At 65.0% G+C, this 14,637-nt stretch carries 13 protein-coding genes; 7 read left to right on the plus strand and 6 right to left on the minus strand.

Annotated elements, in window-relative coordinates:
• Positions 1-177 precede the first annotated feature (177 nt).
• The 3 genes from H6718_26595 to H6718_26605 all read left to right on the plus strand — a co-directional run bounded on the left by H6718_26595 (position 178) and on the right by H6718_26605 (position 3,316).
• Entirely contained in the window at positions 178-1,560 is a 1,383-nt protein-coding gene (locus H6718_26595) for a phosphomannomutase/phosphoglucomutase (protein ID MCB9589010.1), read from the plus strand.
• A 5-nt stretch (positions 1,561-1,565) separates the two neighbouring features.
• Positions 1,566-2,438, plus strand: coding sequence for a peptide chain release factor N(5)-glutamine methyltransferase (prmC, locus tag H6718_26600; protein MCB9589011.1), 873 nt, complete (start codon positions 1,566-1,568; stop codon positions 2,436-2,438).
• Between the two features lie 554 nt (positions 2,439-2,992).
• Positions 2,993-3,316, plus strand: a complete 324-nt coding sequence (locus H6718_26605) for a four helix bundle protein (GenBank protein ID MCB9589012.1) — start codon at positions 2,993-2,995, stop codon at positions 3,314-3,316.
• 51 nt (positions 3,317-3,367) lie between these two features.
• On the opposite strand, the gene H6718_26610 is transcribed toward H6718_26605, so the two are convergent.
• From H6718_26610 to H6718_26620, 3 genes are all read right to left on the minus strand, one after another.
• A complete protein-coding gene (locus tag H6718_26610; protein MCB9589013.1) occupies positions 3,368-3,697 on the minus strand; it encodes a four helix bundle protein in 330 nt (109 codons plus the stop codon).
• Positions 3,698-3,726: 29 nt separating this feature from the next.
• Positions 3,727-4,095, minus strand: coding sequence for a hypothetical protein (locus H6718_26615; protein ID MCB9589014.1), 369 nt, complete (start codon positions 4,093-4,095; stop codon positions 3,727-3,729).
• 296 nt (positions 4,096-4,391) lie between these two features.
• A complete protein-coding gene (locus H6718_26620) occupies positions 4,392-5,138 on the minus strand; it encodes a hypothetical protein (GenBank protein MCB9589015.1) in 747 nt (248 codons plus the stop codon).
• A gap of 86 nt (positions 5,139-5,224) precedes the next feature.
• On the opposite strand from H6718_26620, the gene H6718_26625 reads away from it, so the two are divergent.
• Together H6718_26625 and H6718_26630 are read left to right on the plus strand one after the other, a co-directional pair.
• Positions 5,225-7,612 (plus strand): radical SAM protein, encoded by a 2,388-nt coding sequence (locus H6718_26625; protein MCB9589016.1) that lies wholly within the window; start codon positions 5,225-5,227, stop codon positions 7,610-7,612.
• 245 nt (positions 7,613-7,857) lie between these two features.
• Complete coding sequence (locus tag H6718_26630; GenBank protein MCB9589017.1) at positions 7,858-9,315, plus strand: hypothetical protein; 1,458 nt, start codon at positions 7,858-7,860, stop codon at positions 9,313-9,315.
• A gap of 76 nt (positions 9,316-9,391) precedes the next feature.
• Here the strand turns inward: H6718_26630 and H6718_26635 are convergent, their stop codons facing one another.
• Positions 9,392-10,366 (minus strand): hypothetical protein, encoded by a 975-nt coding sequence (locus H6718_26635; GenBank protein MCB9589018.1) that lies wholly within the window; start codon positions 10,364-10,366, stop codon positions 9,392-9,394.
• Between the two features lie 163 nt (positions 10,367-10,529).
• On the opposite strand from H6718_26635, the gene H6718_26640 reads away from it, so the two are divergent.
• Positions 10,530-11,204, plus strand: a complete 675-nt coding sequence (locus H6718_26640; protein MCB9589019.1) for a glucosaminidase domain-containing protein — start codon at positions 10,530-10,532, stop codon at positions 11,202-11,204.
• Positions 11,205-11,250: 46 nt separating this feature from the next.
• Here H6718_26640 and H6718_26645 read toward each other — a convergent pair whose 3' ends face one another.
• Positions 11,251-12,015 (minus strand): hypothetical protein, encoded by a 765-nt coding sequence (locus H6718_26645; GenBank protein ID MCB9589020.1) that lies wholly within the window; start codon positions 12,013-12,015, stop codon positions 11,251-11,253.
• Between the two features lie 196 nt (positions 12,016-12,211).
• Between H6718_26645 and H6718_26650 the strand changes: the two genes are divergently transcribed.
• Positions 12,212-13,546 carry a L,D-transpeptidase gene (locus tag H6718_26650; protein ID MCB9589021.1) on the plus strand — a complete coding sequence of 445 codons (1,335 nt, stop codon included), beginning with the start codon at positions 12,212-12,214 and terminating at the stop codon, positions 13,544-13,546.
• A gap of 96 nt (positions 13,547-13,642) precedes the next feature.
• On the opposite strand, the gene metF is transcribed toward H6718_26650, so the two are convergent.
• Positions 13,643-14,503 (minus strand): methylenetetrahydrofolate reductase [NAD(P)H], encoded by an 861-nt coding sequence (gene metF, locus H6718_26655; protein MCB9589022.1) that lies wholly within the window; start codon positions 14,501-14,503, stop codon positions 13,643-13,645.
• Between the last annotated feature and the right edge of the window lie 134 nt (positions 14,504-14,637).

Here is a 14,637-nt window from a genome sequence, read left to right on the forward strand (position 1 = left end):
TAACAGTAGGACTTCCTACTTTTTATTTTTGTAGTTGGCGCCGCGGGAACAGTCCAAGGCGAGTTTGGGGGTGAGGCGCACCAGCTCGCCCCGGGGCCAACCCCCGCTACGGCGTCCCCGGAAGCGCTGCGTGATAACCGCGCCTCCAGGCGCCTGCTCTGCTATGCCGGGCGCCTCATGACGGACTTCCCCGCTCACATCTTTCGTGAATACGACATCCGCGGAGTCGCCGATCGCGACCTGACCGATGAGCTGACTCAGCGCATTGGTGCGGGCCTCGCCCGCCTGCTGCGTCCAGCGAGCGGAAAGGCACCACACGTCGTCGTGGGCCGTGACTGCCGCGCCTCAGGACCGCGCTTGTTCGAAGCGCTGCTCAAGGGCTTGACCAGTGGCGGTGCTCACGTGACGGATGTGGGAGTCGGCCCGACGCCGCTGGTCTACTTCGGGGTGCATCACTTGGACGCCGATGGCGGGGTGATGATCACCGGTAGTCACAACCCGGGCAACGAGAACGGCTTCAAGATCATGAAGGGGAAGGCGTCGTTCTTCGGTGACGACATCCGAGCCCTCAAGGAGCTAGCCCAGGGCGGCGAGCTCGCCGAACGAAGCCGCGGCTCCATCGAGACGGTGCCGATCCAAGAAGCCTACTTGACCCAGCTGCGCCAGGACATTTCCCTAGGGCAACGCAAGCTAAAGGTGGTGCTCGACGCCGGTAACGGCGCCGGCGGTCCGCTGGGCGTCCAGGCACTCAAGGGCTGCGGCATCGAGCCGATCCAGCTGTTCTGCGACATGAACGGTAGCTTCCCGAATCATCATCCCGATCCTACAGTCGTGGAGAACCTCAAGGATCTAATGGCCACGATGCAGAAGGAAGGTGCAGACGTGGGCATCGCCTTCGACGGCGACGCAGATCGCCTGGGCGTCGTGGACAAAGACGGCAGCGTGATCTGGGGCGATCGCTTGCTCGCACTCTTCGCGCGGCGCGTGCTCGAGCAACGCCCCGGAGCTGCGGTGATCGGCGAAGTGAAGTGCTCTCAGTCGATGTACGACGACATCGCCAAGCATGGCGGTAAGCCGATCATGTGGCGCACGGGTCACTCGCTGATCAAGAGCAAGATGAAGCAAGAGCACGCCGCGCTGGCCGGGGAAATGAGCGGCCACTTCTTCTTCGCTGACCGCTACTTCGGCTTCGACGACGGCATCTACGCCGCCCTGCGTCTGCTCGAAATCTTGAGCCACTCTGGCCAGAGCATCTCCGAACTGCTGGCGGATCTGCCTCAGGGCCACACCACGCCGGAAATCCGCATGGATTGTCCCGACGACAAGAAGTTCGCCGTGGTGGAGCAGGTGAAGGCAGCGCTCGCCGCCGAAGGCAACGGCGAGCTGAGCGACATCGACGGCGTGCGCGTCTCCTACCCTGACGGTTCCTGGGGCCTCGCCCGTGCATCGAACACCGGCCCCATCATCGTCTTGCGTTTCGAGGCCCAAACTCCAGAGCGCCTCCAAGAGCTGAAGGGGCATGTGGAAGGCTTGGTCGCCAGCGCGACCGCCAACGCCTGAGTTTCATGTCGGAAGCTGCGGAAAGCTGGACCATCGGCAAGGTGCTGCGCTGGGCCCAGGACGACTTTGCAAAGCGCGGGCTGAGCGCCCCAAGGCTAGACGCCGAGCTGCTCCTGGGTGAGTGCCTTGGCCTAAGTCGCGTCCAGCTGATCATGGACTCTGGGCGCCCGCTGTTGCCGGAGGAGCTCTCCACTTACCGCGAGCTGATCAAGAGACGACGCACCGGCGAGCCCATCGCCTACATCCTGGGCGAACGAGAGTTTTGGGGGCTCAAGTTCCGTACGGATTCAAGGGCCCTGATCCCTCGACCCGACACCGAGACGCTGGTCGAGGTAGCCTTGGAGCGCACCCGAGGGATTGAGACCTTCGGCAACGCCCTCGACTTGTGCACCGGGAGCGGCTGTGTGGCGATCGCGCTGCACAAGGAGCGACCTACCTGGCGAGTCATCGGGAGCGACCTATCAGAGGACGCGTTGGCGCTAGCTCGAGAGAACGCAATCCGTCTGGGGGCGATTTGGGGTCTGTGCTGGCAAGCCAGTGACCTCTTCGAGTCGATTCCGTACGCAAACAAATTCGACTTGATCACGGCGAACCCACCATACATCCCGAGCGGCGAAATCCCAGGCCTGGATGCTGACATCCGGGAGTTCGAACCCGGCATGGCCCTCGATGGCGGCAGCGACGGCATGCGCTTCGTTGAGCGCATCAGCCGCGGCGCACTCGACTTCCTCAAGCCCGGAGCAGTGCTCGCGATGGAGCTGCATCACGACCAGGCGCAACGCACGAGCGAGCTTCTGGAGTCGCTCGGGTACGTCGAGGTGCAGCGGAAGAAAGACTATGGCGGGCACGAGAGGGTCGTGAGTGCGCGGAGAGCGTGAGGGGGCGCGGGTGCGTGAGGAGAGCGCGGGCGCGTGAGGAGAGCGCGGGCGCGTGAGGAAAGGCGACTCGCTCGCGGCGCTCGCATCGGAAGTCTTCACCGGTCAGAGAGCGCGCATGGCTACTCGCTCGCGGCGCTCGCATCGGAAGTCGGTGAGCGGCCACTCGCTCGCGGCGCTCGCATCGGAAGTCGTTCACCGTTCTGAGAGCGCGCATGGCTACTCGCTCGCGGGGCTCGCATCGGAAGTCGGTGAATCGCCCGAGCTGGTGGCTGCTCGCTCGCGGCGTTCGCATCGGAAGAACGTTGGGCTTCGGCTGCTCGCTCGCGTCGAAGGCGGTTGGTGGCGCTTTGCGAGTTTTTCTCGCGCTGGGCTTTTGATTCTGCCGCCGTGCTCGGTGCGGTCGAGGCCGTGGCCGTGCTCGCCAGGCTCGGCTTCGCCTGCGCGTGGCTGCGCGCGGTGCGGGCGTTGCCCGCAGCCTCGACCGCGCCTGCGCGCGGCGGCCCGGGATGAGCGAAGCCCGCGCGCGGTGTGCGGGCGATACACAGGAGCAACACATGCTACGCATCTATCCCGTTCTACTCTCACTGATTGAGTCTGTTTCCCCTCGGATACGCTCTCTGGAGCGTTGCGATCCCGATCTCGCCCGTCAATGCCGCCGGGCGTTGGCCAGCGCGCCGCTGAACGTGGCGGAAGGCAGCTACAGCCAAGGCCGAAATCGCAAGGCGCGCTACCACAACGCGTTGGGCTCACTCCGGGAGTGCCTCGCGTGCTTCGAAACGGCGGCAGCGCTCGGCTACCTGCCTCCGGTAGAACCAGAACTGCGCGACCGCTTCGATCGCGTACTAGGCACCTTGGTCCGCCTGGTTGGCGGACACTAGCGCCGCAATATGTGGCATCCGCGCCACAAGGCGCGGATGCCAACCGCCGCGTTAGGCCGCGCGAGTGAGCTTCCAGAGCACCGCCAGGATGTGATCCAAGTGACCCAGTACCGCGCGGCAATCCTCGTGCGTGATGTAGCCCCAAGCCTGAGCCACCTCGAGCGCGGTGCGCGTTTCGTTGGCGGAACCGGCAGCGGTCAAGTAGCGCTGGCGGCGGGTGCCCGCCGTGGAGTGCTCGCCCTCCCCGATGTTGAGGGCGATGCTCGAGGCGCTGCGCGAGATTTGACTCGCGAGCGGCAGGTCGTAGCGCCGCAAGCGAAAGACGATTGGACGGAGAAGCGCGATGGCTTCGATAGCGGTGGAGTGAATTCTGAGGGCCATGTTTTTCCTTTCCGCCCCGGAGGCGGGGCTCACAGCCCCGCCCCGCCGAAGGGGCGGAACAGGACGGCGACGGCGTCCGGGTCGGGGTCAGGGTCGGCGACGGGGTCAGGGACGGCGACTAGGTCAGGGACGGCGACTGGGTCAGGGACGGCGACTGGGTCAGGGACGGCGACTGGGTCAGGGACGGCGACTGGGTCAGGGACGGCGACTGGGTCAGGGACGGCGACTGGGTCAGGGACGGCGACTAGGTCAGGGACGGCGACTAGGTCAGGGACGGCGACTAGGTCAGGGACGGCGACGGCGGCAGTGGCAGTGGCTCCCATCAAATCCGCACGGCAACAAAGCAAGCGCCAGTGACAGGCGAAGCCTGGCACGCGCTTGCTCCAGCCGAACGCCAACGCCCGAACCCCACCAGGAGCGGCCGCGCAAAGCGCGCCGCGATCACCCCAACCCAACAGCGCACCACCCTCTACGCAGCGGCCGCGCAAAGCGCGCCGCGACCACCAACAAACCCAAACCCCACCACTAGCGGCCGCGCGAGAGCGCGCCGCGATCACCCCAACCCAACAGCGCGCCACCCTCTACGCAGCGGCCGCGCAACGCGCGCCGCGATCATCACGGTCGCACTCACAGCCTCAGCCGCTATCGCTGACCCCGCCCCTGACGCTGACCCTGTCCCGGCCCCTGCCCCTGCTCAGGGTCCCCCATAGAACACGCCTCGCACGCCCAGCGAAATCAGGTGCGCCTGAAGCGGCTCACTAAACACATACTGGTAGTCGAGCGCCGGTCCCACTGACAGCTGGCCTGCCTGGAGGCCTTCCCAGAACGCGCCGAGGCCGACCATGCTGACCGCGCCGCCGTCGGCGGTGTTCTCCCCGTCCTTCTCGAGCTTCACGTTGCCGAGGCCGCCGGTGATCGCGAAGCCGAGGTTCTTGCCCAGCTCCGACTCATTGAACAGTGGATATGCTTCCGTACGGAATAGGAAGAAGTAGGCGCTCCCCTTGTTGCCATTCCCGGAGAAGCCTTGCTGCGAGTAGCCGACTCCGAAGCTCAGCCAGTCGCGGAAAGCGACGCCCAGGATGCCGCTACCGCTCCAGCCAGGGGCGGCGCCAGTGGTAGCCTTGAACTCCGATTGGTCGATCTTGTCGACGTCGTTCGGGTAACCGGAGACGAAGCCCATGAGCCCCGACGCGGTCAGACTCAGCATCACGTCGGAGCGCCGCGTGTACTTGATGTCGTAGTCGCCGTCCCACTTGTCGGAGTCTGGCGGGGTCTGCGCCGGGGCCGCTTCGGCAGCGGCGGCGGCTCCTTCACCCTCGGTTGCCTGCGCCTGCGCGGGCAGCGCCAGTGCGCTCAGCGTGGCGCACACCGCCACGGACGCCCCGAGCGGAGCGGTGAAAGCCTGCGTTCCAAAGCGGGATCGAAAGCAACGTCGCAGCATATCGCCGTCGCTATGTGGGCCCCCACCCCAGCGAGGGTCAACCCGTAATCGTAGTGACAGGGCGATCCGTAGGCTATTCTCGAGGAATGGCGCGCGTCGCGGTGTGGTTCGCCCCACTCGAGATCTCCCGCGACTTCATCGACTACCCCTACTTTGCTGATCTGGGAGCGGTGCAGGCGGCGGCCGTGCTGCGCGAGGCAGGGCACCAGGTGACGCTCCACGACGCCCTCGCCAGCCCCGGCGCAAGCCTCACGCCGCTCGCAGGCGACCAGGTGCGCCTAGGCGTCGACGTGGAGACGCTGCTCGCCGGCGCGACAGACGCTGAGCTGGCGCTGGTCGCGTACACGCCCTTTCAACGCCCGCCCACGCGAGACCCGGCGCTCGCGCGGTTGCTCGAAGGGCTACGCGCGCAAGCACCCACGCGCCCGATCCTATTGGCTGATCTCTATCAGTCCGGTCAGCACGTGGTGGATGCGTCGAGCGAGGACATCCTCGCGGCCTACCCTGAGGTGGACGGCCTCTTGCGTTACGAAGCCGAGGGGCACCTCGTGCCCTGGGTCGCGGAGCTTATCGAGCAAGGCCGACCCGTCACGCGTGAGGTGCGCGACGGAAACAACGGCCCGGAAATCGACCTAAACGAGCTCCCGTTACCCGCGTGGGACTTGGTCGACACGCGAAGCTATTTCGCCTTTCACCGCTCCGTCATGCAAGGCCTCGGCAGGCCACACTGGGCGTTTCCCATCGACGCCGATCACCTTCCGATGCTCTCGAGCCGTGGCTGCCCGTTTCGCTGCGCCCACTGCTCGAGCAACCCGGGCCTTCCCGCGGGGAAACCCAAGACGCAGCGGCGCTACTCTCCGGAGCGCCTGGCCGCACAGCTCGACTGGCTGCAGCAGCACGGCGCCCGCAGCGTGCACCTCTTAGATGAGCTGGCCAACGTCAACGAGCGACACTTCGACGCGCTGACGGAGTTGCTCGAGGCACGCGGCCTGAACTTCGAAATCCCGAACGGCGTGCGCGCGGACTACGTGCGCCCGAAGCACCTCGCGGCGATGAGCGGTCGCCTCACGACGCTGAGCATCTCCGCGGAGAGCGGGGTGCAGCGGGTGGTTGATCAGGTGGTAGGCAAGCAGCTCGATCTGCGCGCCATCGTGGAGACGGCAGAGCGCGCTCACGCAGCAGGCGTGCACCTGTTGATTCACTACATCATCGGGATGCCCGGCGAGAGCGCCGCGGAGATCAACGGCACGCTGAGCTTCGCGCTGGATTTGTTCGAGCGTTTCAACGCGGAGCCAAGCGTCCAGTTCGCTACCCCGCTACCCGGCACGCGCCTCGCACGTGAAGCGCTCAAGAAGGGCGCCACCGCGCTTCCCGTGGTCCGCGACTGGGGTCCTTACTTTCAGGGCAACCCCAGCCTCGAGACCAGTGCATTCAGCAGCGACGATCTACGCGCGTTCAAGCAGAGCTTCGACCGCCGCATGGAGGCGCTACGCCAGCCGGCGCACGTTCGACTGGCGGTGAGCTACCAGTGCAACAACCGCTGCACGTTCTGCAGCGTCGGCAGCCCACCTGCGCTTCCGCCCGGCAATAAGGTTCCAACGGATGAACGCGCGCGGCTACGCGCGCTGAGCGAACACCTCAGCGAAGAGTATCGACGCGGGGCGCGCGAGCTCACGCTGGACGGCGGGGAACCGACCCTCAGTCGCGGCGTGTTTCAGTTGATCCAAATCGCAAAGCGCATTGGCTTCGACCGCGTGAGCCTCATCACGAACGGACGCTTGGCGAGCTACCCGGAGTACGCAAAGCGCCTCGCCGATTCCGGCTTGGACGAGATTTGGGTCAGCCTCCACGGCTCTCATGCCGCGCTGCATGACAACTTGGTTGGCGATCCAGGCGCCTTCGAGCAGACGCTGAGCGGCCTGCAGCAGCTCTTGAGTTGCGCTCCACAGTCGCTCAAGCTCGGCGTTCAGATCACCCTCACCCGTCAGAACCAGCGCGATTTGTCGGCGCTTTTTGCGTTACTTTCTCGTTTGGGGGTGAGGAACGTTGGCTTGCTTGGGCTCGAACCAGGAGGCGCCGGCTACGCCAGCGCCGCGTACGATCTCGAAGAGCTATCGACGGATCTCGTCGCTGCGCTGCAGAGCGTGAAGGCACCACACGAGGCGGTAGATTCGTCAGACACCCTCAGTTTCTGCGTGAAAAATCTGCCCGTGTGCGCCTTGCCCGGGTTCGAACGCCTGGTCGAAGTCGACTTATCGAAGCTCGCCCCGGAGCTCTCACGCGATCGTTACGTCTCCCTCGAGGGGGTCGATTTGCCGAGCTACGTGCGGGCCCAGCGCACGTACACGGAGCGCTGCGTCGCTTGCCACTATCGGACAATTTGCGGGGGATTCGTGGATAGAGACACGGATCAGCCGAGTTGGCTGGTGCCGCTGCGGCGCCTGACCCACACCCCCGTAGGTGCTGCAAGATAGCGACCAAGCGCTGGCGCCCAGTCTGATACCCCTGCGCCTCTCCCCCCACAAACACAGCACCTCTCCCCCCACATAAAATGGAGGTCGGCACAATCCGACAACCTCACGAGGTTTGAGAGGATTTCGGGACCGCGCTACACTGTTCGTTCGGAGCCATGTCCGACGCGCGCTCAGGGGGAGTGCGCAACTAGGGGGCTCGCTTCCCATCTGCGAATCAACGGGGCCAACACTCGATGAACTCCAACTTGCTTCGATCTTTTCAGCGAGCAGCCTTGCTCGTTACCTGCACCGGCAGCGTGGTTGCTGCGTGCAACGTCTACGACGACTCGCTGCTGCTCCCGGGTGACGGTGGCGCGGGCACCAACAATGGCGGAACCAGCGGAACCGGCGGTTCCGCAGGCTCTGGCAACAACACCAGCACCGACAAATTCTGGAACGACATGGAGGGCGACAACATGGAGTGCCCGACCGAGGGCGTTCCCCTAGCCGACCAGCGCCCAAGCGGGACTGAAGACGGCGACGTCGGCTCCATCTACGTCGGTATCGATCGCCTGCGATTTGGAGGTGTCTCGAGCCTTGAGGACAGCGCGGTGGCGAGCCCTTCTGCCATCGACGACCAAGCCTGGAAGGGCATTGGCTTCAACCTCGATCGCTCTTGCAACGCCGCGAGCTGGCCTGATGGCGTGTTGATGGGTGGCGCCGTGGACAGCTGCCAGGGCTTGAAGAACCGTGCGTGCAAGAACGAGTTCCAGAACGTGTACGACGGTGACTTCTGCAAGGACAACGCCATCGGCGCGCTCTTCGGCATCGCCTCTTTGTCTCCCATCGTGGGCAATCCCTTCCGCCTGACCGAGGCGGACTGGAACTGCAACATCCACAAAGGTGCGATGACGATCATCTTCAAGATCAGCGGCTACAACGGCAAACCCGATGACAGCTCGGTGCGCCTGGACATGTACTCGTCTACCGGTGTGACGGACGCCGCAGCGTGGAACTGCCGCGAGGGCGATACGAACACAGACTTGCTGGATACGACCTGGGTCGAACAGGCTGCTCAAGCGCTGAACAAGAAGTATCAGTTCTCCAAGCGCGACATCGACCCCGCCGCCCCGGGCGTCCCCAACGGCGAGATCCAAAACTCTCGGTGGGGTGACGCCGGCGCCTACGTGCGCAACGGCTGGGTGATCGCCCACCTGCCGCCCAACGCGGAGCTGTGGTTCAACGGACTCAACGCCGACACTCCAGGCATGCGCCTGATCCTGCAGAACACGGTGATTGCCGCTCAGCTGGTGCAGGACCCCCAAAGCGAGCGCTGGGAGTTCACATCGGCGACTATGGGCGGCACGATCAAGCCGGGTGACCAGATCACGTCGTTCCGTGAAATCGGCTGCTGCGAGAACCTGTGCGACTCGTACACCACGATCATCGGCTACCTGAACCAGCAGGTCGACATGCTGGCGAACAGCAACGACCCGGTGCCTGACGCGACGTGCGACGCGTTGAGCTTCGGCATCGACTTCACCGCCAAGCAGCTCACTCCGGGACCCGTCGTGGATGTTCCGGCTCCGCCGGACGTGAGCGGCGGCAAGTGCGGTACCCCGCGGAACCCCGATGTGCCCCTACCCGGTTGCACCTGCGTTGCGGGCGGCGCCTGCACATCGGGCACCGGCGGCACCAGCGGCGCGGGTGGCACCGGCAACTAGCCGCGGCTAGCAACCCAACGCAAAAGCGGCCTCGTGAACACGAGGCCGCTTTGGTTTTGTAGGCTGATGCTCTAACTCAAGGACAGGCGTACTGACCGAAATCCGAATAGTCGTTGACCGATCCCGAAGCCACCCACTCAACCGAAGGGTCAAAGGCGTCAGACGGGTTGCGATCGCCGATATTAACCGTGCACTTTCGACGAAGGGTTGCGTCGAAGGTCGCTACACCACCTCCGCTCCATCCGGAGCTGGGTGCTTCGCCGAGCTTGCCGATAATGTCCATCAGCTGACTGTTGCACCGCAGCTCGACCACGTCGTTGCCGCTGAAGTTCACCGCGAGGGTCGGCGCGATGTTGCACTTCGAGTTCGTCGAGTCGCTCACGCAAAGCGTGATCACGTCCCCAGCCAGCAGAGTGCCGGTGAGGTTTTCCGATTGAGAGACGGACGTTGTGCCGTTCGAGTAGAGGTTGACGACGCAGCCGTTGAGACTGGTGGTCCCCCCAGCGTTGTAAATCTCGACGGCCTTGTTTAGTGACCCGCTGCCCTCGATGTACTCGCTGAAGTACAGGTTCACCGCGCCTCCGCCGCCGGTGCCGCCCGTCGTGCTCCCCGCGGATCCGCCGGTCGCTCCGGTGCCGCCGGTCGTGCTGCCACCTGTGCCCGCCGCACCCGTGCCCGCGCTACCGCCCGTTGCGCCGGTCCCCGCGCTGCCGCCCGTCGTCCCTGCGCTGCCGCCCGCACCGCCGGCTCCACCGCTGGTCATGCCTGCGCTGCCGCCCGCGTCCGAACCAGCCACCGCGCCGGTGCCGCCCGTGGTCCCGCCGCTCGCGCCGCTACCCGCTTGAGCGCCAACGCCGCCGGTGCTCCCCCCGGTGCCGCCGGAGGTGTCGCCACCGACTCCCGCAGTGCCACCGTTGATCACCAGCACGGGCTGGGGATTCTCGGTGGAGGCGCAGGCGGCGCTGCCTGCCAAAAGCAGGGGTAAGATCCTCAGAGCGAGCTGCTGAGGGCCAAGATTCGAAGGCAGGATTCCAGTGAGGGCCGAACGCATGAAGGGCGGAGGATAGCAGCGTCCGAACGCCGCGCCGGTGTCAGCTACGAAACACGGGCTTTCTAGCGCGAACGGAAAGCTGACCTGCTTCGGAGTGTGTCAGGCCCGAAGAAAATCCGCATTTCCAGGCAACGCTGCGGCTTCTAGCGCCGAATCGGGGCCCATGACTCAGCGCATCGAAGGGCCGTCGAAGCTCCCCACGACGCACCAATTCCGTATGGAATCTGCGACTTCAGGCACCGCGGAGCGCTTCGGGGCCTACCTGCCGAACTCCCTGCAAGGCGCCCGCACGCCGCTCTCCGGTGGAGAAGCTTCACGGCTACTGAGCCAGGCCTGGGAGCGCGTCCACGGAACGCCACCAAGTGCAAAAACGCTCAGCACGTTGTGGGCCCAGTGGGCCCTCGAGACAGGCCGCGGCCGGTCCATGCGGGGCTACAACTTCGGCGGCATCAAAGGCACCGCACCCGGCGGCGGGAGCGCCGTGCTCAAGACCCACGAGGGCTACGGCGACCACCGGGTGGCAATCCAAAGTCGCTTCCGCACCTACGCCACGCCGGAAGCCGGCGCCGCGGACTACGTACGAACGCTCAGCGAGCGCTACCCCGAGGCAACGAAGGCCGCGGCGAGCGGCGATGTGCACGGCTTCGTCGCTGGGCTCCGCAAGCGCGGCTACTTCACCGCAGACCCGAACGACTACTCGCGCGCCATCGAGCGCCTGAGCGCCGAGCACACGCGCAGCGGCGGCGGCGACTTCTCCCAGCTGAAGGACCCTGGCCCCTGGGTGGACGCGTTACTTCACACCTTGGCCCAGGTGATCGCCCGTCACCGCAGCGGCTAGAGCGGCATGCGCGCTTGCAGCATCACAGCAAGCACGGGCTGCGGCGCTATCGGCTGACTGGCGGCCGCTTCTTCACGGGTGGCCTTGCGGGCTTCTTCGGAGCCTTAGCGGGCTTCTTCGGGTGGAGCTTCAGCTCTTCTTTGCCGAGGGCCGTGTCCCCAGGGCTCGCCCAGCTGCCTTTGAGTTTGTCCCCACTCACGTCGTAGACCACCGCGCCGCTTCCAGCGCCCCAGCCGACGGTGAGCAAGTCGCCGGTCAGCACGCCCACGCCGCTGTACTGTTCGCCGCTGTCGAGGTCCCACTTGAGCGCGTAGCTCGCGCCCTGGGGGGCGATCTGAACCTTGCCGGTGTATTTCCCTCCGGATTCATTCGTACCCAGAGTGATGCGGTAGGTGCCGCGCAAGCCGCTTGGGCCTTTGAGGTTCTCGACGGCTTCGGTGGTGCTGCCGTAGCTCGCCCAGCGACCGTTCAGCGTGCCGCCGTTCACCTTGTAGATGACTACACCGCCGCTTGGTGAGGCGGTCCACGCTGCAGCCAAGCGATTCCCGTCAATCAGGCCAACGCCTTGATGGGTGTTGGGAGTGCCTCCCAAGTCCCAGCGCAAGTGCACCACGCTGCCAGTACGAGCGATCTGGACGGCGCCTTGATAAGCAGAGCCGTCGCTGTTGCGGCCGTCGGTGATGTCGTAAAAGCCGGTGGAAAGCACCTGAGCCTTCACAGCTCCTGCGTTGGCTGGCTGTGCGGAGCCGAGCAGCGCTCCCAGAGCGATCCCGGGCAACCCGAGCGAGGCAATCAGCTTGGTCGTGCGCATGTCGTTCCTAACCCCCAAACCCTGATCTGACTTACAGGCAGTTTGACGCCGCGACCCCGAAACCCATTCGCACAAAGAATCTCGAATGCTTTCGGGCTTTTTCCGCGAGAGCGAGTCCACGAATCCGCCCACCAACCGCAAAAACATGTGTGCCGAAAACTGGGCCAATCTGCGCAAGTCATGACAGCCGGGGATCATGATGCGCGCACGATGGACTGTACCCGCGGCCTTGGCCGTCACGTGCTCGGCGCTGCTGTTCGGCTGCAACGGCGGTGGCGGCGAGGAAACGCCCCAGCTCTCCAAGGGCAGCTCCGATGAGATCCCGAACGTTCCGGTACCCCCGGCGGATGGGCCGCGACTTGGAGCGATCAGCTACATCACCAAGGTGATGGATCGGCCGTCGAAGGACGGTCAGGTGATTGGCCACCTGCACGCAGGTGCGATGGTTCCCCGCGCCGAAGAGCCGTACTCGAAAGACGGCTGTGAAGGCGGCTGGTACCCGATTCGGCCTCGCGGCTTTGTGTGCGCGGGGGAGCAAGCAACGACCGAGCTCAGCCACCCGACGCTGATCGCGATGGCACAGCAGCCAAAGCTCGACGACTCATTACCGTACGCATATGCCCGCACCACCAAGACGACGGCGATCTACCAGCGCGACCCTGCTGATGATCACGCGGTGCAAGAGGTGGGGAAGATCCGCGGTCGCAGTGGCTTGGCCATCGTCGGCTCCTGGAGCGCGAAGGGACCGGAAGGAGACCAGCTGCGCCTCGGCATGATGACCGACGGACGCTTCGTGAAGGCTGCGGACCTGAAGAAGGCAGAGTTCAGCGACTTCAAAGGCGTAGAGCTCGGCAACGGCACCGACTTGCCCGTCGCCTTCGTGGTCAAGCGCGGGGTGCGCGCCTGGCAGGTTGAAAAGGGCGACGCCGACAAGCAAGGCAAGCTCGAGTACCACCAGACCATCATGCTCACGGGCAAATACCGTGAGGTAAATGGCCTCCGCTACTGGGAGACCAGCGACAACCGCTTCGTGCGCCACCGCGACGTGACGGTGATTCGCCGCAGGGAAAACTTCCCAGAGTTTGCCAAGGCCGACGAGCGCTGGATCGACATCAGCATCGTCACCGGCTCGATGGTGCTCTACGAGGGCACCAAGCCCGTGTACACCTCCCTGGTCAGCGTCGGGCGCAATCGCCTGGACGACGAAGGCGAGGCAGTGACGAAGCGCGGCGAATTCAAGGTCACCGCAAAGTTCGTCACGGCAACGACCCTAGACCCGACGAAGGTCGCCCACTACTGGGACTCCTACGATACCCCGTGGGTGATCCAGCTCGACTCCGGGCAGCACCTCCACGGCGCTTACTGGCATGACCGCTTCGGCATCGAGCACACCAACGGCGATGTGCACCTCACGCCTCACGACGCGAACCACGTCTTCCGCTGGATCACGGCGCAAATCCCCGACGGCTGGAACAGCGTGCTGCAGTGGCCGAAGGACGAGCCACCCGTGCACGTGGTGATCCGCAAGTAGCGTTGCCGGGCGCAAGTACAGAAAAAGCCGCACGGAAACTCGTGCGGCTTTTCGACTTTGTTGGCTTTTTTTCTTGGGGGGGGGGAGAGGGGTCCGCTAGCGCAGACTCTGCAAGATCTCCCGCGTCGCCTTACTGCGGTTCAACGTGTAGAAGTGCAAGCCTGGCGCCCCCGCCTCGAGCAGCTTCTGGCACTGCAGAATGGCGTGCTCCACGCCCACTTTCCGGATCTCGCCTTGCTCTCCGTTCGTCTGCTCCAGCCGCTGCAGCAGCGGACCAGGGATTGAAGCACCACACATGGCGGTGAAGCGCTTGACCTGGCCGATGTTCGTCACCGGCATGATACCCGCGATGATTGGCACGTCGATGCCTGCCGCACGGCAACGTTCTACGAAGTGGAGATAGACATTCGGGTCGAAGAAGAGCTGGGTGATCAGCACGCTCGCTCCCGCGTCCACCTTGCGCTTGAGGGCATCCATGTCCGCGTCTGAGCTAGCGGCCTCGGGATGCATCTCAGGGTAGCAGGCCCCGCCGATGCAGAAGTCGTGGCTGTCACGAATGAACTGGGCGAGTTCATTGGCGTAGCCAAAACCACCCTCGGTCCGCTCGAACTTCTCTTGCCCCTTCGGCGGATCCCCGCGCAGCGCGAGCACGTTCTGGATCCCAGCGTTCTTTAGATCGCTGAGCACGCCGCCGATCTCCTCACGAGTCGCGCCCACGCACGTCAGGTGCGCCATGGCGTCGATCCCCGTCTCGCGCTGGATGCGCTCCACCAGCTCGACGGTGAGCCGGCGAGTGCTGCCTCCAGCACCGTAGGTCACGGACACATACGTTGGGTCGAGCTCCTTCAGCTCTGCAACGGTGTCGAACAGCGTGCGCATCCCCTCTTCGTTCTTGGGGGGGAAAAACTCGAACGAGAACGCGGGGGTCTGACTCTTGAGCTTCGCGTCAATCTTCATACAGGCTCCCACAACTACACCAACGCGCCGAGTCACGCCACCGGCGCTCCCGTTCAGCGGCTCCGAACGAGCGCCCGCGCAGGCGCTCTGGGCTTCCCGGTACTGCACCGTAGACGCCAGTTCATGGTAGGTGC

The organism is Polyangiaceae bacterium (genome assembly GCA_020633205.1).
Taxonomy (GTDB): Bacteria; Myxococcota_A; Polyangia; order Polyangiales; family Polyangiaceae; genus JAHBVY01.